Origin of the sequence: Metasolibacillus sp. (assembly GCF_025291715.1) — a bacterium.
Taxonomy (GTDB): Bacteria; Bacillota; Bacilli; order Bacillales_A; family Planococcaceae; genus Metasolibacillus; species Metasolibacillus louembei.
Genome location: NZ_JAMBIZ010000002.1, coordinates 66,180 through 87,350 on the forward strand (window position 1 = coordinate 66,180; position 21,171 = coordinate 87,350).

Annotated in this window: 20 protein-coding genes and 1 other annotated feature; of the genes, 6 read left to right on the top strand and 14 right to left on the bottom strand. The window is 40.6% G+C overall.

The window, feature by feature from the left end; all coding sequences use genetic code 11:
- Positions 1-12 precede the first annotated feature (12 nt).
- Entirely contained in the window at positions 13-405 is a 393-nt protein-coding gene (locus M3Z76_RS02005) for a hypothetical protein (RefSeq protein WP_293920471.1), read from the bottom strand.
- A 124-nt stretch (positions 406-529) separates the two neighbouring features.
- The gene (locus M3Z76_RS02010) at positions 530-1,681 is read right to left on the bottom strand and encodes a toxic anion resistance protein (RefSeq protein ID WP_293920474.1); all 1,152 of its coding nucleotides are present in this window, start codon (positions 1,679-1,681) and stop codon (positions 530-532) included.
- Positions 1,682-1,869: 188 nt separating this feature from the next.
- Here M3Z76_RS02010 and M3Z76_RS02015 point away from each other — a divergent pair, with 188 nt between their 5' ends.
- Positions 1,870-3,885, top strand: a complete 2,016-nt coding sequence (locus tag M3Z76_RS02015) for a methyl-accepting chemotaxis protein (RefSeq protein ID WP_293920476.1) — start codon at positions 1,870-1,872, stop codon at positions 3,883-3,885.
- Between the two features lie 50 nt (positions 3,886-3,935).
- Here the strand turns inward: M3Z76_RS02015 and M3Z76_RS02020 are convergent, their stop codons facing one another.
- Positions 3,936-6,020 (bottom strand): choice-of-anchor I family protein, encoded by a 2,085-nt coding sequence (locus M3Z76_RS02020; RefSeq protein WP_293920479.1) that lies wholly within the window; start codon positions 6,018-6,020, stop codon positions 3,936-3,938.
- Positions 6,021-6,139: 119 nt separating this feature from the next.
- Here M3Z76_RS02020 and M3Z76_RS02025 point away from each other — a divergent pair, with 119 nt between their 5' ends.
- On the top strand, positions 6,140-7,069 hold the full coding sequence (locus M3Z76_RS02025) for a nuclease-related domain-containing protein (protein ID WP_293920481.1): 930 nt from the start codon (positions 6,140-6,142) through the stop codon (positions 7,067-7,069).
- Between the two features lie 117 nt (positions 7,070-7,186).
- Here M3Z76_RS02025 and argH read toward each other — a convergent pair whose 3' ends face one another.
- The 4 genes from argH to M3Z76_RS02045 all read right to left on the bottom strand — a co-directional run bounded on the left by argH (position 7,187) and on the right by M3Z76_RS02045 (position 11,157).
- Positions 7,187-8,560, bottom strand: coding sequence for an argininosuccinate lyase (argH, locus tag M3Z76_RS02030; protein ID WP_293920484.1), 1,374 nt, complete (start codon positions 8,558-8,560; stop codon positions 7,187-7,189).
- A gap of 62 nt (positions 8,561-8,622) precedes the next feature.
- Positions 8,623-9,816 carry an argininosuccinate synthase gene (locus M3Z76_RS02035; RefSeq protein ID WP_293920487.1) on the bottom strand — a complete coding sequence of 398 codons (1,194 nt, stop codon included), beginning with the start codon at positions 9,814-9,816 and terminating at the stop codon, positions 8,623-8,625.
- A gap of 110 nt (positions 9,817-9,926) precedes the next feature.
- Positions 9,927-10,664 (bottom strand): SDR family NAD(P)-dependent oxidoreductase, encoded by a 738-nt coding sequence (locus M3Z76_RS02040; protein WP_293920490.1) that lies wholly within the window; start codon positions 10,662-10,664, stop codon positions 9,927-9,929.
- A gap of 55 nt (positions 10,665-10,719) precedes the next feature.
- Positions 10,720-11,157 carry an RrF2 family transcriptional regulator gene (locus M3Z76_RS02045; protein ID WP_293920492.1) on the bottom strand — a complete coding sequence of 146 codons (438 nt, stop codon included), beginning with the start codon at positions 11,155-11,157 and terminating at the stop codon, positions 10,720-10,722.
- A gap of 192 nt (positions 11,158-11,349) precedes the next feature.
- On the opposite strand from M3Z76_RS02045, the gene hmpA reads away from it, so the two are divergent.
- The gene (gene hmpA / locus M3Z76_RS02050; protein ID WP_293920493.1) at positions 11,350-12,492 is read left to right on the top strand and encodes an NO-inducible flavohemoprotein; all 1,143 of its coding nucleotides are present in this window, start codon (positions 11,350-11,352) and stop codon (positions 12,490-12,492) included.
- Between the two features lie 97 nt (positions 12,493-12,589).
- On the opposite strand, the gene M3Z76_RS02055 is transcribed toward hmpA, so the two are convergent.
- Positions 12,590-13,048: a hypothetical protein gene (locus tag M3Z76_RS02055; RefSeq protein ID WP_293920495.1), complete on the bottom strand. Its 459-nt coding sequence runs from the start codon at positions 13,046-13,048 to the stop codon at positions 12,590-12,592.
- 13 nt (positions 13,049-13,061) lie between these two features.
- Positions 13,062-14,003 (bottom strand): MBL fold metallo-hydrolase, encoded by a 942-nt coding sequence (locus M3Z76_RS02060; protein WP_293920496.1) that lies wholly within the window; start codon positions 14,001-14,003, stop codon positions 13,062-13,064.
- Between the two features lie 118 nt (positions 14,004-14,121).
- Positions 14,122-14,334: a binding site (T-box leader), on the top strand.
- A gap of 48 nt (positions 14,335-14,382) precedes the next feature.
- On the opposite strand from M3Z76_RS02060, the gene proC reads away from it, so the two are divergent.
- The 3 genes from proC to M3Z76_RS02075 are packed head-to-tail and all read left to right on the top strand — an operon-like array spanning position 14,383 to position 17,083.
- On the top strand, positions 14,383-15,189 hold the full coding sequence (proC, locus tag M3Z76_RS02065) for a pyrroline-5-carboxylate reductase (protein WP_293920497.1): 807 nt from the start codon (positions 14,383-14,385) through the stop codon (positions 15,187-15,189).
- A gap of 11 nt (positions 15,190-15,200) precedes the next feature.
- Positions 15,201-16,214, top strand: coding sequence for an NADPH dehydrogenase NamA (gene namA, locus M3Z76_RS02070; RefSeq protein ID WP_406601047.1), 1,014 nt, complete (start codon positions 15,201-15,203; stop codon positions 16,212-16,214).
- A gap of 20 nt (positions 16,215-16,234) precedes the next feature.
- On the top strand, positions 16,235-17,083 hold the full coding sequence (locus M3Z76_RS02075) for a transglutaminase domain-containing protein (RefSeq protein ID WP_293920780.1): 849 nt from the start codon (positions 16,235-16,237) through the stop codon (positions 17,081-17,083).
- 29 nt (positions 17,084-17,112) lie between these two features.
- On the opposite strand, the gene M3Z76_RS02080 is transcribed toward M3Z76_RS02075, so the two are convergent.
- The 5 genes from M3Z76_RS02080 to M3Z76_RS02100 all read right to left on the bottom strand — a co-directional run bounded on the left by M3Z76_RS02080 (position 17,113) and on the right by M3Z76_RS02100 (position 21,148).
- Positions 17,113-17,598: a GNAT family N-acetyltransferase gene (locus tag M3Z76_RS02080; protein ID WP_293920498.1), complete on the bottom strand. Its 486-nt coding sequence runs from the start codon at positions 17,596-17,598 to the stop codon at positions 17,113-17,115.
- A gap of 2 nt (positions 17,599-17,600) precedes the next feature.
- A complete protein-coding gene (locus M3Z76_RS02085) occupies positions 17,601-17,831 on the bottom strand; it encodes an acyl-phosphate glycerol 3-phosphate acyltransferase (RefSeq protein WP_293920499.1) in 231 nt (76 codons plus the stop codon).
- Positions 17,832-17,917: 86 nt separating this feature from the next.
- The gene (gene rnz / locus M3Z76_RS02090; RefSeq protein WP_293920501.1) at positions 17,918-18,850 is read right to left on the bottom strand and encodes a ribonuclease Z; all 933 of its coding nucleotides are present in this window, start codon (positions 18,848-18,850) and stop codon (positions 17,918-17,920) included.
- A 12-nt stretch (positions 18,851-18,862) separates the two neighbouring features.
- Positions 18,863-20,098, bottom strand: a complete 1,236-nt coding sequence (locus M3Z76_RS02095) for a DNA polymerase IV (protein WP_293920503.1) — start codon at positions 20,096-20,098, stop codon at positions 18,863-18,865.
- A 105-nt stretch (positions 20,099-20,203) separates the two neighbouring features.
- Positions 20,204-21,148, bottom strand: coding sequence for a DUF4003 family protein (locus M3Z76_RS02100; protein WP_293920505.1), 945 nt, complete (start codon positions 21,146-21,148; stop codon positions 20,204-20,206).
- Between the last annotated feature and the right edge of the window lie 23 nt (positions 21,149-21,171).

Sequence of the window (21,171 nt, forward strand, 5' to 3'; positions counted from 1 at the left end):
CAGCATACACCTCTAAAATCCGTATTTTCTGAATAATTTATGTAGGAAGGTTTTCACAAAATAAAAAATAATAGCTGCGCTCGCTCCAAATAACATGATGACTCCTAGCGGTCCACCTGTCGCTGCAAATGCAAGGAAATAATAAGGAATCATCAATAGTGCCCCAAACGCTGCATACGCTAATATTTCAAATGAAGGCCAGCTCCAAAAGCGGTCAAGTAACATGGAGATAGGAATCCCCCCTAAAAAATAGGCAGGTGCACTTAATAAGAAAAACATTTGAAACAGCTTGGGAAATGGGAATAACTCCTCTTCTGGTGTAAAGCCTGCGTAGGCAAACAATGCGCTAAGTAGCAATGTTGCAATAATCGCGATGACGCTTTTTCGAGCAATTTCTTTTAGCATACAAAACCTCATTTAATCGTTTTCATTTATTTTAGCATAAAATGAAGCTGCAATCATTGAAGATTTTACTTCGATAAAAAAGCTGCTGGAAAAGCAGCTTTGCCTTTTCCAACAGCCTTGTTCATTACATTTTCTTTAATTTTTCATATTCTAACTGCAGTTTTTCAATACGCTTGCGACCTTCTTCGCGGTTGCGAATCGTTTCTTCTTGAATTTGCTTCGTTTCCTCAATGCCTGCCATAATTGTTTGCCATGTCGTTTCAATCGTATCGATTGTAATGCTTGGGCTACCCGCTGTTCTTGCAATATTAACAGAGTTTTGGCGAATATTTTGAGCATTGCGTACAAGCATTTCATTTGTGCGTTTGTCTAGCTCAATCATCGAATCCGCAACCAGCTTTTGGCGCTGCATCGTTACCGCATGAACAAGCCCTTGTTTAAAAATAGGAATTGTTGTCACAAATGCCGAATTAATTTTCGCAATTAAATGGTTATTCCCTTGCTGCATTAGACGAATTTGTGGCGCTGATTGGAATGACACTTGCTGTGCCATTTCTAAATCGTAGCGACGCTGCTCCAATAATTCAATTGCTCGCTGCACTGTTTCATATTCTAAAATGGCTACTTGGTCACCTGCATTCGCCTGCGCCTCTAATGATGGTAGCTGACTATTTAGCTCCTCCACCTTCACTTCGACAGCTGCAATATGCTCGCTTAAACTATGGAAATAGTTTAAGTTTTCATCATACATTTGCTCAAGCTCCATCGTATTGCGCTTCATTTCTACTTCGTATTTTTGAATTTCGTTGTAAACAGCATCAACTTCCTTGTTCATCGTATCGTATTTGGATAACAGTTTCTCTAGCTGCTCCTTGCTTTTCGAAAACAAGCGTTTAATTAGGCCACCTTTTTTCTTCTCCTCCTGCTCAAAGTCTTTCGGATCAAAGCGGTCCATAATCGTATTTAAATTGCGGAGCAGCTCACTTGAACGCTCTAGCTTACTCGTTTTAATTGTCGATAGCATGCGATCAGAAAAAGTCGAAATGCCCTTCGCTGTGTCCTTGCCAAATTCCAATACTGCAATTTGATTATGCACATCGATTTTGTTGGCTAATGCACGCACTTGTGGCTCAGATTTTAAAGCAATTTGACGCTTGCGAATTTGCGAATATTCCTCATTCGAAACAAGCTGCTGTGGCTCAGCTTCTACGATTTCATTTGTTATTTTTTCACGCGTTTCTAAATCTTCAAATAATGGATTTTTATATTCAGACATATGCATCCCCCAATTCTTATAATACTACTATTGTACATTATTTTTTCCATACTACTATATACGAAAGATTATGTCGAAAGTTTCACTAATAATTTTCGACAAAATTTTCTGATTATTCTTCACAATTCAGTTTTTGTATATTATCATTGTATAAACTCATATCAGTACAAGAGAGGGGCGAAAAAGCAATGCGCAGACAACTATCTTTAAAAGGAAAAATATTAATCCCACTACTTATCACATTAATCGTTGCTTTTATCGCAATGATGTTATTTATTTCAACTATTAATAGCAGGGCATTAAAAAAAGATGCCATGCTACAAAGCGAAACAATGTTAGAAAGTACAACAGCTATTATTCAGGCTTATTTTGAGCGCTATCGCGACGGTTTATCTCTTCTGATGAATAATGAGCAATTTGTTGCTGCGGCAACAAGCTCTGTAACGACAAATGAAATCGAAGTTGATACGATTTTTGAAGCGTTATTACCATTTACAGAAATTTATGAAGGTGTGTCAAATGTTTATATTAGCTTAAATAATGGTAGAACGATTGCCGCACCTGTCAACAATGTACCAGCAAATATCGACCCACGCGACCGTCCATGGTATGTGGATGCGGTTAAAGTCGGAGGAATTGTCATTGGCGAACCGTATGTGGATGCTATTTCTGGTGAAAAAGTTATTACGATTTCACAGCCACTTTATTCTCAAACGAATCAATTAGTTGGAGTTATTGGAGCTGACATTAGTTTAACCTACTTAATTGAGACGCTTAATACCATTAATCCAGGCTATGATGGGGACGTTTTCCTCGTTAGTGCTATTGGTAATCCGATTGTTCATCATACAATTGAAGATGAAAATCTTTTTGAGCTCCCTGCTTATTCATTTTTAAAGTCGCTTGATGACACTGATTTCACAGTTAATCATCAGCAGCTTGATAATCAGCTAGTCGTTTATAAAAAAATTGAAGGTGTACAATGGGTTGTTGGTAGCGATTATGAAATGAAAAACATTAATGCGATTGCTAATTCTACAACGAAAATATTGCTTATCACCTTTTCTGTTGTCCTTGTCATTATTACAATTTTAATGCTATTCATCGTCAGCCGCCTGATTCGTCCAATTACAGCGCTTGAAAAGGTGGCACAGCAATTAGCGACTGGTGATTTAACTGTACAATTGCAAGCAACGACAAATGATGAGGTTGGCAGCTTAGCGAAAGCATTTGGTGATATGGTAAGTAAAACGAGCAATACTATTCGTAATATTCAGCAATCGATTTATAAATTGAGCCTATCTTCCAATAGCTTAACAGCTTATTCAGAGGAAATGAATGCGACAAGTGATGAAATTGCCACAGCTACCATGTCCATTTCGGATGATGCAGCGCTCGTTAATACAGAGGCAAATAAAGCAGCAGAGCTATCAGACTCCTTGCAGCAGCAAATGCAAAAAATCCATGATAATACAACAGTCCTTTCATCCACTGCTCAAACAGTTGATGAGGTTGGCTCACAAGCGATACAGCAAATTGATTATTTAGAAGAAACAAATCATTCAATGCAAGCTAAAATTCAACATATGCAAGCGATTATGACAAAGCTTGAACAGGATATGGCGAAAATTGAAAGCATTGCAACATTTATTACAACGATTTCAGGACAAACAAATTTATTGGCATTAAATGCTTCTATTGAAGCAGCGCGCGCTGGTGAGCATGGTAAAGGCTTTGCAGTCGTAGCAGATGAGGTACGCAAACTAGCGGAGCAATCGGCACAGGCAGCTGCGGATGTTCAGCTATCTATTCAGGAAATTTTAAATCAATCAAAAGTTGCGACAGCTGAAATGCAATCAACAAATGAACAGTTCGCTGTTCAAATAAATGCAGTTGAAGAAACGACATCTGCCTTCCAGCAAATGTCGCAGCATGTAACAAATATGCTTTCAGCTATTCATGCAATCAATGAAGAAGTGTCCTCTGCCACTTCCCTATCTTCAACAATACAGCATCAAATGCACGAAATTTTAAATGCAAGCGATCAAACACTTGCCGCAACAGAACAAGTGACAAGCTCTACACTTGAGCAGACCGAAGCAACAAAAACAGTCGCAATGGCATCAGAGGAGCTGCTATTAATGAGTCAGGAAATGGAAAGACAAATCGATCAATTCAAAGTTGCTGACACTCCAGAAAGCTAGCCATATAAAAAAGTGCCTGATAGTTTCGAGGGCACTTTTCTTATATTTCTTTAAAATAATGGGCTTAAAATTGCCGCCGCTTCCGCTCTCGTTAAAGTAGCCTGTGGGTTAAATTGTTGCTGTTCATTACCTGTCATAATACCAGCTTGCTGTAGCGCATAGACAGCTTCTTTCGCCGCTGATGAAATCGTTGCATCATCTGTGTATGCTTGCGTTTGCTGTGCTGGGAATTCATAGCCTGTTTGTTGTAAGTAGCGGTACAGTATTTGTGCTGCTTGCTCACGTGTCATTGCATTGTTTGGCTTAAATTGTCGGCTCGTTGTATCAATCAATTTATTGTCATAAGCCCATACAACAGCCTCGCTAAAATAATGTGTTGCTTTCACATCTGTAAACGGTGCGCTTGTAGATGGTACAAGCTGCTGTGTGCGACTTAATGCTGTAATAAATTGTGCCTTCGTTAGCTGTTCATTTGGATTGAAGCGCTCTTTTGTAACACCTTTGAAAATGCCAACACTTGCAACATGCTCAATCGCTGTTTGTGCCCAGTGACCTTGAATATCAGTAAATGTCACTGCTTTTGGTGCACCAATTGTATATGCTGCAACCGTCCCACTTACTTCATGTGCCGCAAGTAAAGTTGGCAAGCCTGTTGGACTTTTTTCTGCTGCAATAAATGCAAGCCCTTCTGGTGAAACATCGCCTTTTATATCCTCGCTAAAATCACGCTCGTTGATGTATTGGATAAACGCTGGTGCGCTAGGATTTGTAATATCGTACATCATAATACCACCGATTCGCTCAAGTCCCACGAAAGCATAAAAACGGTCAGCGATTTGTCCGATTTTTACATCTTCAGGCTCAGGCCCTTTTTTACCACTGCGATTATCTAGCTTTGTATTATTATTTGAAACATTAAAGTATTCAGGCAAAGCTTGCGCTGTTAATTTCTCGAAGTCGCTACCGCTATCATACACTTGCTTCATTGTATCTGCCTCATAAATGGAAAATGAGCGCGCACCGAAGCTATACGTTTTGGATGCATCTAAGCCATCATAATCTGATGCATCAAATAACACGACTTCATTGCCATCTAATTCTGTTTCAATTTCGTTTATATAGCCTTCCCAATCACGAGAGTCTCCCTCATTTGCTGTCACTAAATATGTTTTGCCATTTACTTCATAGCTGGCAATTCCATCTGGCATATAAAGTCCAAATAAATTTTCTGGCTGAATTGCGATTTTCTTATCTTTTCTAAAATCTAATGCATTTTTTTCTAAGCTATGATCCTTTAAGCCTAATGATTTAACATCAATCCATTGATTTGTTGTTAAATCCAGTGTAGCGATTGCATTTGCTTCCTGTAATGTTACATATGCTTTGTCACTAGCTGCATTCACCGCTATATATTCTGGCTCAAAATCAACTGAAGGAGCTGTATTTTTCTTGACAATTACCCCTTGTGCCACTAATTTCTCACGTTGTGCATCTAACGCTTCAAATGTTACATTTTGTGCTGTCGCATTTGTTATACCATTTGCTAAATCAATAACCGTCACGCTACCCTCAGGATCGACCGCCTTGTCATAGCCTTCACGTGACTCACCCTCGTTTGCTACAAGTGCCTTTTTACCATCAGGTGTAAATGTAATCATATCCGGCTGTTTACCTGCTTCTACAACATGCTGTATCACACCATCATAATTTAAAAATACTGCTAAGCCGTTATCATTTGTACCGGCAGCTTGCACTGCTGCTACAATCGTCTTTAGCTCTGTGTTGATACTAATACTTGTCACATCGCCATATGTAAATGTTGGTTTAATTTTTTTAAGCCCTTCTTCAAGATTGATGCTTTTTTCTGCTTTTAAAGTTGTAAACGATGCGGTATTTGGTAATGCTATCACTTCAATTTGCTTCGTTGTTCCATTAATCACATAGTATTTTTGATTATCGGCATTGTAAGCAACAATTTCTGTTGTACCACCATCCTCATTTTGTACGCCCGAATTATAGCGAGATGTAGCTTGCATATGTAGCATTGTTTCAGCCTTTGCTCCTAGCGGTGCTCCCAAACTAGATAATGCAATTGTAATCCCTGCTGTTAATGCTGCTAAACTTTTAAATTTCATGTTAAACCTCCAAATAAATTAATATTTGTATCGTACATGATAATTGTAAAGCGAGTGTTAAAACTATATGAAGAAATAGACAGGATTTCATAATATACTATAATTGGAGGTGATTTTATTTGAGGCTTCAACAACTTGAAGCAATTATTAGAAGAATTGATGCGTTCCATCCAGATTATTTGTACTTTAAAGAGCAGCTTGCTATGGCAAATGTCGGAGTTTCCGGTGAGGATGAGGTGCAATTCTTTTTACAGGAGCTTGCTACACCACATCGTGTCATTCGCAATTTCTCCTTTTTTAATGCACAGCAGCAGCGTCACGAAATTGATTTTATCGTAATTTTTCCGTCATTGATTGTGTGCCTTGAGGTGAAAAATATAGCAGGCACGCTGCATTTTGATGCAGAGTCCTCGCAGTTGCTTCGAACCCGTGCTGATGGTGTTACTGAGCGTTTTGCTAACCCTATTGAACAACTCAACCGGCATTTACGTGCGCTTTCTTCTTTCTTTCCCCATATCCCACTTCACGGTGCTGTTGTCATCGCAAATCGCCGTGCCATCATTGCGAGCAAGCCTCCCGATTTCCCTATTTTTCATGCGGATTATGTGCTGAGCTTTATCGAGAAAAAACTTGTGCAGCATTGTAAGCCGATACTTGATTTAGATAAGGTTTATGCACAGCTGTTGTCTTTACATTCCCCTAAAAAAGAGGCATTTACTTTTACATTAGAGCAATTGAAGTGCGGTGTGTTTTGTGAGAAATGTGCCGCGAAAATGCGCTTTGCTCATGGTAAATTTCTTTGCCCACATTGCCGTTTTCAAAACAAATATGCCCATTTCCAAGCATTGCATGATTTTCGATTATTAGTTGATACGAAAATAACGAATCAGCAGTTTTGTGTGTTGTGTGATATTTCATCAAGGCACGCTGCAAAGCGATTGTTACGCTTTTTACCTTTGTCTTATAAAAAAGGGCATTCTTATTATGAAATTCCTGAGCAAATTTTTACGATGATACCCGACAAAAGTAGTGATTCGCTCATCGAATGATGAAATTCGCTCTTCGAAGTGCAATTTTCGCTCATCCACTCTTCTAATTCGCTCAACCAACTACCATTTTCGCTCAACGAAAATGGGCGCCATGTATTAGGCGCCCATTCTTTAATATTATGCTAATAATGCTTTCGCTTTTGCCAGTTGTGTGCGTACTTGTTCGAAGCCTGTGCCACCTAATGAGTTGCGGCGGCTTACAGCGGCTTCGGGTGCGAGCACGTCATAAATATCAGCTTCGATTAATGTGCTTTCTGCTTGCATATCTGCTAATGGCAAGTCCAGCAAATAAATACTACGTTGGATACATGTGAAAACAAGCTTACCTGTGACCTCATGTGCTTCGCGGAATGGCATGCCCTTGGCAGCTAAGTAATCCGCTAGCTCCGTTGCATTGGAGAAGTCGCTATGCACGGCACTATGTAAGCGCTCTGTATTGACAGTCATTGTGGCAACCATGCCTTCGAAAATTTTCAATGCACCTAGAACCGTGTGCACTGTGTCAAACATGCCTTCCTTATCTTCTTGCATGTCTTTGTTGTATGTTAACGGCGTGCCTTTTAATACCGTTAATAGTCCCATTAAATTGCCGTAGACACGACCTGATTTTCCACGAATCAGCTCCGCCATATCAGGATTTTTCTTTTGTGGCATAATGGATGAGCCTGTTGAAAAGGCGTCATCTAGCTCGATAAATTTAAATTCATCCGTTGACCATAAAATGATTTCCTCTGCAAAACGTGATAAATGCGCCATCAATAAAGATGAATTTGATAAAAATTCCACGATGAAATCACGGTCGCTTACCGCATCCATTGAGTTGGCATAAACATCCGCAAAGCCTAGTAGCTCCGCTGACTTTAAACGGTCAATTGGGAATGTTGTACCAGCCATCGCACCTGCGCCAAGCGGTGAAATATCAATGCGTTTTAACGATTCTGTGTAGCGCTGCTTGTCACGCTCTAGCATCCAGAAATATGCCATTAAATGATGTGCAAATGAAATTGGTTGTGCACGTTGTAAATGTGTATAGCCTGGCGCGATTGTTTCAACATGCTGCTCCGCCTGCTGTAGTAGCGTTTTTTGGAAGTTTTCGATTAAGCCGATGACCTCTGCTACGCGCTTTTTCAAAAATAAATGCATATCTGTTGCTACTTGGTCGTTACGTGAGCGACCTGTATGTAACTTGCCACCAACAGGGCCGATTAAGTCGATCAGCATTTTTTCCAAATTTAAATGAATGTCTTCATTTGCTACTGAAAATGCGAGCTCCCCTGCCTCTGCTTTTACTTGTAGCTGCTGTAAGCCATCTAGAATTTGCTCAACATCTACTTTTGGTAAAATACCTTGGATGCCTAGCATCGTGACATGTGCTTTACTGCCTTCCAGGTCTTCCATTACTAATTGCTGATCAAAGCCGATGGATGCACCGAACTCGTCTACCCATGCTTCCGCAGACTTTTGAAAGCGCCCGCCCCATAATTTTGTCATTACCTTCACACCTCGATTAAAAGTAGAAGCAAGAAGCGCTAGTGCCTCTTGCTCACAATTACTTATTTTTTATTGACACCTGCTGCTACAACAGTAGGTAAGCCCCATAGTTCAATAAAGCCAACTGCTGAGTTATGGTTGAACATGTCCTCTTTTGAGTATGTTGCAAGCTTTTCATTATATAAAGAGTTTGGCGATTTACGTCCTTCAACAATTGCATGCCCTTTAAATAATTTCACACGCACTGTACCGTTGACATATTGCTGTGTTTCTTTTAAAAATGCTTCTAATGCTGGACGCAATGGTGAGAACCATAGCCCTTCATAAATAATTTCTGATAATTTTTTCTCGATTACTGGCTTAAAGTGTGCCATTTCTTTTACGAGCGTTAAGTCCTCTAGCTCTTTATGTGCTGTTAATAGCACTTTTGCACCTGGGATTTCATATACCTCACGTGATTTAATGCCGACTAAGCGGTTTTCTACGTGGTCGATACGCCCAACGCCATGCTCACCAGCAACCGCATTTAATTTTTGAATTAAATCGGCTAGCTTCATTTCTTCACCATTTAAGGCAACAGGCTTACCAGCAACGAATTCGATTTCTACTACTTCAGCAGTATCTGGTGTGTTTTCGATGGCCTTCGTTAAGCCATATGCTTCTTCTGGTGGTGCTACCCAAGGGTCCTCCATCACACCCGCTTCGTTGGCACGCCCCCATAAGTTTTGGTCAATTGAGAATGGTGAATCAAGTGTCGCAGGAATCGGCACATTATGCTTCATTGCATATTCAATTTCCTCATCGCGGCTCCAGCCCCACTCACGCACAGGTGCTAACACTTCTAAGTCAGGATTCAATGCTTTAATTGATACTTCGAAGCGCACTTGGTCATTACCTTTACCTGTACAGCCATGTGCTACCGCATCCGCATTTGTTTGGTTGGCAATTTCTACAAGCTTTTTCGAAATTAATGGACGTGATAACGCAGATACTAAAGGATATTTTTGCTCATACCATGTATGTGCCTGTAATGAAATTAATGCATATTCTTCAGCAAACTCATCTTTTGCATCAACCATATAAGATTCAACCGCACCGACCTGCAATGCTTTGTTTTTAATAAACTCTAAATCTTTGCCTTCACCTACATCAAGACAAACTGCGATAACATCCCAGCCCTGCTCCTTTAGCCAAGGAATTGCTACTGATGTGTCTAATCCACCTGAATATGCTAATACTACCTTTTTATTTGCCATAATCTAATATGCCTCCGATAACCATTACGTATTTTTATACATAGAAATTAATAGTTTATACATGCATATTACCACGCAATAAATATAAATACAAGTGAATTTTTATAAATTTATTTTTTATTGAAAAAATTACTGCCAAGCTTTTCTACAAGCGTTGGAGCTATCGCATATAGCTTGCTTGACAAGCCCATTACCCAAGGCAAATTGACAGAGCGCACAGGATGCTCGATTGTTTTAATAACCGCATTTGCAACTTTTTCTGGTGTTAATAAAAAGTGGGCAATCGCCTGACGATATGCGCCTGCTGCATCCGCTTTTTGCAGAAATGGCGTATCAATCGGCCCTGGGAAAATGCCTGTTACTTTCAATGGTGCAGCCTCATGACGGAAGCCATCGATAAAGCCTGTGAGCGCATGCTTTGTCGCTGCATAAACACTCGCTTTTTTCGTTGCTACCTTTCCTGCCTGTGAGCTAATAAAAATAAAATGCCCCTCTTTTTGCATATTGGCAAATAGCCTTTTTGCTAGGAAGATTGGCGCTTTCACATTGACATCAATCATTGTATCAATTTGCTCATCTGTTAAATGAAAGGCATTTTCAAAAATGCCAACACCTGCATTAATAATCGCCACATCGAGCTTCGGTAATTGCTGTAGTAATGCATCGATTTGCTCCATTTCACGCAAATCTGCCTGTATCGGATGCGCCCCTAATTTTTCTAATGTCGTTAATGACACTTCATTGCGACCCGTTGCATAAACTTCGTAGCCTTTTGCTAAACAAAGCTTGGTCATATGTAAGCCGAGGCCGCTCGTTGCACCAGTAATTAAAATCTTTTTTTTATGCATTTTTTGTACTTCCCTTCAATAATAGTAAAAAAACTACATGCTGTTACGCATATAGTTATTTGAGGCCAAGCAATTTTAGAATCGATTCCTTTGAATGAATGAAATCGGAAATATGATATTGATCTAAAACCGCTAAATATGCCTTCAACGCTTCATTCAAAGCATTTTTTAATTGGCATTCAGCTGAAATTTTACATAAATTGCTTTCTGAGCTAAAGCATTCGACAAGATGAAAGTCTTCTTCTGTTTTTCGAATAACTGCACCAATATTAATTTCTTCAGGTGCCATCGCAAGACGAATTCCTCCACCTCTACCTCGAATCGTTTCGATAAAGCCGTGCTGCCCAAGGTCGTATGTGACTTTCATTAAATGATTTTTTGATATTTGATACGCATCTGCAATTTCTTGTATTGTGGCTAAATGCTGTTGTCCTCGTACACCTAAATAAATTAGCACACGCAACGAGTAATCTGTATAGACGGTTAAGCGCACTTTTTCACCAACTTTCTTCTCTCGTTAGTATATCAAATCGGACTATTATTTGCTTATGAAATCATTCACAGCTAAAAGATGTATTTTTGATACTACATTTGTGTCTATTTTGTTAAAGATGTATTTTTGATATTGCTTTAAATTCACTTTAGGCTTATAGTTGGCTTATCAAAGGAAAAGGACGTGACTTAAATGTTACAACAACAAACAATTGATACAATTAAAGCGACTGTACCTGCACTTCAGGAGTACGGTGTGACAATTACAAAGACGTTCTATAAAAATATGTTCAGTGCACATCCAGAATTATTAAACATTTTTAACCATTCCAATCAAGAGCAAGGCCGACAACAAACAGCATTAGCAAATACAGTATTAGCAGCTGCTATGCATATCGATAACTTGCAAGCAATCGTGCCAACAGTTATTCAAATTGCACATAAGCACCGCAGCTTAGGAGTATTACCAGAGCACTACCCAATCGTAGGTGAAAATTTATTGAAAGCGATTAAAGAAGTGTTAGGCGATGCAGCGACAGACGAAATTATTGATGCATGGGCACAAGCTTACGGTGTCATCGCAGATATTTTCATTCAAGTGGAAGAGGATTTATATAAAGAGGCAGAGCAAAACGAAGGCTGGCGCTTATTCAAGCCATTCAAAATCGTGCGCACAGAAAAAGAAAGCGAGTTAGTAACTTCTTTCTATTTAGCACCCGTAGATGGTCAACCTTTACCAGCTTACAAAGCAGGACAATACGTTACAGTGCGTATGCAAATACCTGGCGAAAAATATTTAATGAACCGCCAATACACTGTTTCTGAAGCAAATAACCAAAATGAATATCGTATTTCAGTGAAGCACGAAAACGATCCAAAAGGTATCGTATCGAACTATTTACACACAGGCTATGAGCAAGGCACACACATTGATGTCAGCGCACCAGCTGGTGTCTTCACGTTAGATAACAGCGATGCACCTGTCTTATTCGTAAGTGGTGGTATCGGTGTAACACCATTAAACAGCATGCTACAAACAATTGCAGAGCGTGATGTCACATTCCTACAATGTGCACGCAACAAAGACGTTGCTGCATTTACAGAAACAATTGCTGCAAAGGTGGATGAAATCGGCGGCACTTACAAAGCAATGTACTCTGATGAGGAAGGCTTCGTGACAAAGGAACAGCTTGAAGGCTTATTAAAAAATGATAGCAAGGTATACTTATGTGGACCTGCACCATTTATGCAGCACGTAATTAATTTATTACGCGACTTAAATATCCCAGAGGAAAACGTTAACTACGAATTCTTTGGCCCTGCGATGGCAGTTTAACCTATTTAAAAAGCACAGCATACGCGCTGTGCTTTTTCCTATTGATTCCAGATTTTTTCAAGCTTGCTTGAAAAGCCCCTTTTGAGGAAGGGGCCTTTTACTGAACCAAGATGATATCCTTTAAAAAAATATTTTCACCACGTGTTTCACCGTTTTGCTGCCATTCCACATGAATATGTGCGTCGCCAAAGCGTTGTTGTAAATCACGCTCACTTAATCCTTTAGCATAAAGAACAATCTCTGTGTGGTATTCAACGATATCCGCTGTTAAATTATCAAAAGCGCTACCTGACCCTGTCCAGTAGTGCTCCTGCAAGACATTTTTCCAATCTTGAAACATCGTAATTTCTCGCTCGACATTTTTGCTATTTTTCATCGTAAAGTTGAATGTCAGCATTTTGAAGTCATCCTTTGTTGCATCACCTGCTCCTCCGACTGTATCAAATTGTGCGTCCGTCAAATCGCTAATAACAATTTCTGCAGCTAGCTCAGGCTCTATTTTTGTACAAGCAACAAGCAAGAGACAAACGCTAAATAACAAGAATAATTTTTTCAATAGTAGCTCTCCTCTATGCAGGGATATAAATTTCTACCCCATTTTGCATTTCGCTACGGGCATAGCCTTCTTCAACTAAATAATCAAGCTGCCCTAATGTTTCTGATAATGTTAGCCCTGGTTGTTTAGCATACGTTTTACCGAACAATGCTTTCGTTAAATCATAGACGTTACGATGCTCCTCCATCAGCTGTAAAACATACATCGCACGCTCATGCTGCTTTGTTAGACGCGTTGTAACAAGCGGCTTAATGTCTGTCACTGCCTCACCATGCCCTGTATATAGTGTTGAAATGTCCATTTGCTGCAACTTTTTTAATGAGGCATTGTATTGCAGCAACGATTTGGGGCGCTCACCTTGCAGGTCAACAGGTGGCTCAACTAGCGGGTTGCTCGAAACTTTTTCGAGTAGCAGGTCACCACCGATTGCCTGCCCTGTATGTTGTTCCACAAACATTAAATGGCTTTGTGCATGCCCTAATGTTTCATGTGCAATTAAGCCTGGATGCCCTGGCACTTCATCGCCATCTTGGATAAATTGCGTTAAAGGGCGCGTACCGAATAGTTCAAGCTCCTCACGTGCGTCTAAAATGCGCGCAATATCCTCTTGGGGGACATTTTCTTGCTCTAGCTGTTGGCGGTAAAAACGCTCACGATATTGTAAAAACTCCGTCGTTTGGCGCATCCAATAATCCACATAGCGGTGCCCTAGTATTTCTGCCTTCGGAAATGCATCAACCCAGCCAGCATGGTCTGGATGATGATGTGTCAGAACGACTTGCTCAATAGCCTGCAGCTCATAGCCTGCTTCTTGAATACCCTGCTTTAACGCTTCATACGCTTGTGCTGTTTTTGGTCCAGCGTCAAATAATGTCAGTGCATCACCTTTCACTAAAAAGGCGTTGACATCGCCAATTGCATATGGTGTTGGTAGTACAATTTTATGTATATGCATAAAGAATCCTCCCCAAAATGAACAATCATTCATTTTATTTTACAACTTTTCACACAATTCGTCACGCTAAAAGGTTGACATTCCTTGTAGAGCTTCATATAATTTGAGTATTCTAAATATTAGGGCATCGACAAAGCCAAGTAAATAAATAAATGGTGTTTAGAGAGTGCTGCATTTGGTGCAAGTAGCATCCCCGCTTTATTTATTGAACCTACTTTCGAGCTCGTTATGCAAAACATAACCGTCCCCTTTGCGTTAAAAAGGCGAAGTGGCACATTTTTGTATGTGAACTAAGGTGGTACCGCGGAAACAAAGTGTTTTCGTCCTTATATTTTTAAGGACGAGAGCGCTTTTTTATTTTGAAAAGGAGGAGATTTCGATGAAAAAAATCGCATTTATCGGCGCTGGTGCTATGGCAGAAGCTATTATTCGAGGCTGGATTGATCAAGATTGCGTAGCAAAGGAACAAATTTATATTACAAATAAATGTGAGCAGGAGCGTTTAGAGGAGCTGAAAGAAAAATATGGTGTGCAAATTTTACCGAATAAAGAGATGCTTCATGAGGTAGATTGTATCGTTCTTGCTACAAAGCCAAAGGATGCTAAAGAAGCGATGTTAGCTATTGCGCCATTTTTAAGCTCACAAACAGCCGTCTTTTCTGTATTAGCTGGCATTCCGATTGCAGCAATTAATGACATTTTAGGCGACCGCCCTATTGCGCGCACGATGCCAAATACCTCTGCGACAATCGGTATGTCCGCAAGTGGTGTTACATTTAACGCTTTAGTTGATGAAGCGTTGCGTGCGCATTTTTTAACAATGCTAAAGGCAATTGGCACCGTTGTTGAGGTAGAGGAAGAGCAGCTGCATGCAGTAACAGCCTTTTCAGGTAGCGGACCTGCCTATATTTATTATTTACTTGAAGCATTTGAGCAAGTGGCAGAGGAGGTTGGCTTAGCGCAAGACGTTGTGCGTTCCTTAATGGTGCAAACACTTGCAGGAGCTGCTGCAATGGTGCAAACTGGTAATGAGGAGCCAGCAGAGCTTCGTCGTAAAGTAACAAGCCCTGGTGGTACAACGGAGGCGGGCTTACGCGCACTACAACAGCACAAGCTATCAGAAACGATTGCTGCTTGTGTAAAAAGTGCTGCAGCACGCTCACGGGAGCTAGCTAAGGGCGTTTAGGAGGTATTTTAGTGGTGAAACTTTTTGCAAGCTATCAAGTAAGAAATGTTACATTAAAAAATCGGATCGTCATGGCACCAATGTGCACATATGAAGCAAATAGCGATGGCACGGTACAACCATTTCATTTAACGCATTACGGCTCACGTGCGGTTGGCGGTGTTGGCTTAATGATTACAGAAGCGACAGCTATTTTACCTGAGGGACGCATTTCAGTGAATGATCTTGGCATTTGGGATGATCAGCATATCGAGGGGCAACGTCAAATTGTCGAACAGGCACATGCGTACGGTGCAAAAATAGCGATTCAATTAGCACATGCTGGACGCAAAGCAACAGTGGACGGTCGCATCGTAGCCCCTACCGCACTTGCCTTTAATGAAAATTATCGCACACCAGAAGAAATGACTCTTGAAGATATTGACATAGTTGTGCAAGGATTTGCTAATGCAGCAAGACGCGCACAGCAGGCGGGCTTTGATGTGCTGGAAATTCATGCAGCACATGGTTATTTAGTGAATACCTTTTTATCACCATTAACAAATAAAAGAACCGATGACTACGGTGGTAACGCAGAAAATCGCTATCGTTTACTGCGCAATATTATCGATGCAATTCGTGCCAAATGGGATGGTCCATTATTTGTACGTATATCTGCCCATGATTATACAGAAGGTGGCTTAGTGCCTGAAGATTTCATTCAATTTGCTCGCTGGATGACTTCACAAGGCGTGGATTTAATCGATGTATCCTCTGGTGCAGTTGTTCCTGCAACAATTAATGCCTATCCACTGTATCAAGTACCTTTTGCCAAAACGATTAAAGAAGGCGCAAATGTGGAGGTCGGCGCTGTTGGCTTAATTACAACAGGACAAGAAGCAGAGCAAGTATTACAGGACGGTAGTGCTGATTTAATCATTATCGGGCGCGAATTACTGCGCGACCCGTACTTCCCATACCGTGCAGCTAAACAGCTCGGTGTGCCATTTGAACCAACTGTGGCGGTGTATAAACGCGGATGGTAAGGGTAACTTGGCTGTTGACCATGCTCCTTCTACTTGCCGGCTGCACTGCCAAAACAGATAGCAAAGAGGATATAGTCATTGCAAATGAGGAGCCATCATTGGACGAACTGCTGCAGGATGAAAAATACGTTCATACGATCTATGGTGAACTATTTACAGCTACTTCCTTAGCGGAGCTAGAATCTATTTTAGCTACACAGCTTGTCCAGTTCGACCAGCAAATCGGAGTAATCTACAAAGGGCAAAATCTTTCGCCAGAAAATGTAGAACAGCTTCTAACAAAACTGAAAATTGAGCACGATATGATTGGTGGTACGCTATTTTACTATGAATTTGCAGTTGTTCCGATTGAGCAAGGCTTCTTTTTAGACCTTTTTTCACGCTTCACGACAAACAAAATTGAAATGGCCAGCATTTTACCAAAGCGCGATGCCCTTCTCTCCTCTCTACAACTTGAAGGTAAGGCGGAGCGTGAACAGCTTGAAGCTATTCACCGTGCGGTCATTGAAGGCATGGATTATAATTTCGAGTATGATGATCTTGTAAGAGATCACTCGCCAGCAGGCTTTTTTCTCTATGGCACAGGTGTTTGCCAAGCCTACGCATCTGCCATGCATATGTTATTAGTGGAAGCAGGATTCGAGGCAAAGCTTGTCTATGGTGAGCTAAAATCCGCGATTGCTAATGATGAAAAGCATATGTGGAATTTAGTCAAAGTGGATGGCAAATGGCGTCATGTCGATGCAACCTCCAATGACCGTGGGGCAGGTTTTGCTAATCAAGTTAGCAAAGTTTATTTTATGTTAACGGATGAGCAGCTTAGTGCTACGCATATTTGGCAAGAAGCAGACTACCCAAGAGCAAATTAATAAAAAACCAGAGCGATTATGCTCTGGTCTTATGCTGTATGCAAGCTTTTTCTTGTCATCACGATAAATTCTGCTAAATCACTACTAAATTCAGCCTGTGCAACAAAGCCAAGCTTTTCATATAAATGAATGGCCCTTTGATTGAATTTCGCTACAGTTAATCGAATCGGTGTCCCTGCATAATTTTGCTCGATAAATTGCATGATTAGCGAGCAAAATTCAAAGCCGTTGCCTTGCCCTGTAAGATGCGGGTTCATGCCAAGCCCCATATCTACACAGCTTGCTGTATAGGCATCGAAACGATTGCCCGCAGGCACCTGTGCGCCTTTCCCTACACAAAAAAAGCCGATTAATTGCTGCTTGTCATCTACAATTGCGTTATAGGAGCCATCCAGTAATTCTTGTAATGCTTCATCTGTTAGTTCATTGTTATAAAAATCATAGGGTGCTTCATAGCACCAATTTAAAATAGCGCTGGCTTTTTCCTTGTCCATGCTTTCAATAAATAGCTGCATTTTTATAAAACCCCCGCACGAATACGTTTGACAATTGAATATGTTGTATAGATAGCCATTGGTGCAAGTACACAGGCGATAATGCCCCATGTTAGCAGCGCCTCTGCCTCACGTAAAGCAGCATAGTTTGTCGCAATAAACACGATGATACCAAATAATAATATGTAGCTTAAAACATTCGGAAAAATAACAAGTAAACGAAGTACCGCTGGATTTATTTTTGGTGGATTCATTTGTTTCACTCCTGTCTCTTCTGCGCAAGCTTATTATAACAATATTCGCTAGTATTTGGAAGCTTCTCTGTTAGTGGCTGCATGCTTTAAAGCAGCTCCTTCCCCTTTAATTCAAATTGGGCACCGTCACTCGCGATATAGGTAGCTGGAAATACAACGCGTGCTTGCTGTAATAATTTTGTGATATCATGTGCTAAAAAGCGTGCGCTAATATGGTTTAATATGAGATTTTTAGCATTCGCTTTTTGCGCAACTGTGGCCGCCTCTATATTTGTTGCGTGTCCATAGCTTGCGGCTAAATGGGTCGTTTCCGCATCAAATGTTGCTTCATGCACCACAATATCTGCCCTTTCTGCTAGGCGAATTGCATTGTCACAATACTTTGTATCGCCTAAAATAGTCACAACAAAACCGTCCTTTGCAGGTGCTGTCACATCCGTGCTATAAATGATTTCCCCTGTCTCAAGCACGATATCTTGTCCTTGCTTTAATTTCCCAAGCAATGGACCTTTTGGGACACCAAGGGCAAGCGCCTTTTCCACTAATAGTTCACCTAACAATGGCTTTTGCTCAATGCGATAGCCAAAGCATGGAATAACGTGTGCTAACAGCTTTGCATGGACGATAAATTGCTCGTCCTTAAAGACGATACCTTCTGTTACTTCTACATAGGCAATTGGATAGGTCAAATGCGTTCCTGTCAAAGCAAGTGTTGCCTCCACCCAGCTTTGCAAGCCCTTAGGACCGTAAATCGTTAATGTATCCTCCCCACCTAAAAATGAACGTGAGCTAAGCAGTCCTGGCAGGCCAAAAACATGATCGCCATGCAAATGGGTAATAAATATTTTTTCGATTTTGCGTGGCTTAATCGTCGTATGCAAAATTTGATGCTGTGTCGCTTCACCACAATCGAATAACCAAATTGTGCCGCGCTCCTCCAATAGCTTCATGGCAATTGCACTCGTATTGCGCTCCTTTGAAGGCATACCTGCGCCTGTTCCTAAAAAATGCAACTCCATATACTGTGCCTCCTATTCTTTGAAATCATCTAAAAAATCTTTACTGAAGCTTGTATTTGCTTGATATTTCCCTTGTGCTGGCGCTATCATACCACGCTTAATGACATCTTTGCCAAATTTGCGTTCAAGCTGCTGCATCAATTCTACAATTGGTTCATCCTTAATTTGCTCCTCATAATCAAATAAACCGAGCTGCTGTGTCATATGCTGCTGATCCGTCACATTCGATACAGTAACACCGAGCAAGCGAACAGGTGATTCATCCCAATGCCTCGTAAATAATGCCCATGCAATTTCAAATATATCTGCTTCATTTGTCAGCGCATTTTTAACAGATTTACTACGCGTTTGATTGTGCCAATCCGCATCGCGAATATAAATTGTCACGGTTGTTCCAGCAAGTCGCTTCGCTTTTAAGCGTTCTGCTACTTTTACACTTAGCTTTTTTATAATGTGCTGCAATGCTTCATAATCTGTTTCATCACGCGGCAATGTTGTTGAATTACCGACGCTTTTTGTATCATAAATCACATCTGGATTGACTTCACGACGATCCTCTCCATTTGCCTTCGCCTTTAAACGCTCTCCATTAATACCGAGCAGCTGTCGAATTTTATGCACCTCGATTTTGGCGAGCTGCTCAATCGTTGTAACACCAATTGTTGCAAGTTTATTCGCCGTTTTCTTTCCGACGCCATGCATAGTAATGACAGGTAATGGCCAAAGCTTTTCAGGCACATCACGTTTGCGCAAAATCGTAATACCCATCGGTTTTTTCATATCTGAAGCCGTTTTCGCTAAAAATTTATTTGGTGCCACACCGAGCGAGCATGGTAGCTTCAATTCTGTATAAATGCGTTGTTGAATTTCCTCAGCAATTTCCATCGCATGACGCTTTGTACATAAATCGCTAATATCTATATAGCTTTCATCAATAGACACAGGCTCGACAAGCTCCGTATATTCGCGTAATAGCTTGAAAAATTGCTTAGAGGCGTGGCGATAGCGCTCAAAATTGGGCGGCAACAGGATGAGCTTTGGACACAGCTTTTTTGCCTCATACACAGTCATTGTTGTTTTGACCCCATAGGCACGTGCTTCATAGGAGCATGTAATAATAATGCCGCGCCGCTCCTTCGGGTTCCCCGCAATCGCAAGTGGCTTGCCCTTCAAGCTTTCATCAAACACCTGCTCCACAGATGCATAAAAACAATTCATATCAATATGTATAATGACACGGCTCGCCATTTGCCACACCTCCCTTTTCTCTATTATACGCAAAAAAATGAAATACGAACAGTTATTCTAAAAAAGAGGTTATTGAGAAAGTAATGTTCCTCAATAACCTCTTGATTACTCACTGCCCGAAGAAGCATTCACGGCCACAGCTGCGCTTGTTGCCATAAGCGCATATTGCATTTGAAGCAGCAATTCCAACGACACAACTGACAATAATTCATTTGCCACATTCGGTAAATATTGCTGTACTGCGATGCTTAATGCCTGCTCTGTATGCCATTTTGCATATTTTTGGCTACTCAATAACTCATAAAATGCAATAATTTGCTGTAATTGCTCATCATTGATTTTTGCCAATGCTAAAAAACCAAGTTGAATATAATGTGACGGTCGTACTTTAATTTTTGCCTGCTCGATTTGCTGTTTAATTGCTAAGATGTATGGCACGAGTTGTTCATTGTAGTCAATACCTACAGTTGTTAAAATTTGTGACAAAGCTTGTAGCTCATTGCCTTGCGAAAATCTTTCCGCACGAAGCGCATCATAGTAGCGTCGCATCGTCTTAGCACGTATTTCCATATTACTATCGTCTAAGCCAAATAAAACGGCAATCGGCACATCATCATAGGATGTTAAAAATTTATGTTTTTTACGCATTTCACGATATAGTAGCTGTGCACGCTCAGCTTGTGCCTCTTTATTTTCACTTGTTAAAAATAATGCGGCAATCGTTGTGTACGATGTGTTTGGAAATTTTACTTTACGCAAAATATCCATATTGCTTAACAATGTACGAAGTGCGTCTTCTTTATTCGGCTCACCTGCCAATTGCATGGCATAAACATACTGCACTAAAACATTTGTCCGCAATGTTGAAAAGAAGCCTGTTTCCTTTTTAATTACTGCAATTGCTTGTTGCAATTCATCAATGTTAACCTCTTGCTGTCTTGCTGTATAGTGCGATGCCATTAGTAAAACAATTGGCTTGCCAACCGTCCAGCCTGCAAATTTTTCAATTTTACGATAGTTTTGCTCAAATTGTTGAAGTGTTTGTTCCATCTTTAGCACCTTCCTTTGTTATT

Coding starts and splice junctions, on each gene's coding strand:
- proC (WP_293920497.1), top strand. CDS start 14,383: ATGAAAAAAATCGCATTTATCGGCGCTGGTGCTATGGCAGAAGCTATT.
- hmpA (WP_293920493.1), top strand. CDS start 11,350: ATGTTACAACAACAAACAATTGATACAATTAAAGCGACTGTACCTGCA.
- M3Z76_RS02035 (WP_293920487.1), bottom strand. CDS start 9,816: ATGGCAAATAAAAAGGTAGTATTAGCATATTCAGGTGGATTAGACACA.
- M3Z76_RS02040 (WP_293920490.1), bottom strand. CDS start 10,664: ATGCATAAAAAAAAGATTTTAATTACTGGTGCAACGAGCGGCCTCGGC.
- M3Z76_RS02005 (WP_293920471.1), bottom strand. CDS start 405: ATGCTAAAAGAAATTGCTCGAAAAAGCGTCATCGCGATTATTGCAACA.
- M3Z76_RS02085 (WP_293920499.1), bottom strand. CDS start 17,831: ATGAATCCACCAAAAATAAATCCAGCGGTACTTCGTTTACTTGTTATT.
- M3Z76_RS02080 (WP_293920498.1), bottom strand. CDS start 17,598: ATGCAGCTATTTATTGAAAGCATGGACAAGGAAAAAGCCAGCGCTATT.
- M3Z76_RS02015 (WP_293920476.1), top strand. CDS start 1,870: ATGCGCAGACAACTATCTTTAAAAGGAAAAATATTAATCCCACTACTT.
- M3Z76_RS02010 (WP_293920474.1), bottom strand. CDS start 1,681: ATGTCTGAATATAAAAATCCATTATTTGAAGATTTAGAAACGCGTGAA.
- M3Z76_RS02100 (WP_293920505.1), bottom strand. CDS start 21,148: ATGGAACAAACACTTCAACAATTTGAGCAAAACTATCGTAAAATTGAA.
- M3Z76_RS02060 (WP_293920496.1), bottom strand. CDS start 14,003: ATGCATATACATAAAATTGTACTACCAACACCATATGCAATTGGCGAT.
- M3Z76_RS02075 (WP_293920780.1), top strand. CDS start 16,235: ATGCTCCTTCTACTTGCCGGCTGCACTGCCAAAACAGATAGCAAAGAG.
- rnz (WP_293920501.1), bottom strand. CDS start 18,850: ATGGAGTTGCATTTTTTAGGAACAGGCGCAGGTATGCCTTCAAAGGAG.
- M3Z76_RS02020 (WP_293920479.1), bottom strand. CDS start 6,020: ATGAAATTTAAAAGTTTAGCAGCATTAACAGCAGGGATTACAATTGCA.
- argH (WP_293920484.1), bottom strand. CDS start 8,560: ATGACAAAATTATGGGGCGGGCGCTTTCAAAAGTCTGCGGAAGCATGG.
- M3Z76_RS02095 (WP_293920503.1), bottom strand. CDS start 20,098: ATGGCGAGCCGTGTCATTATACATATTGATATGAATTGTTTTTATGCA.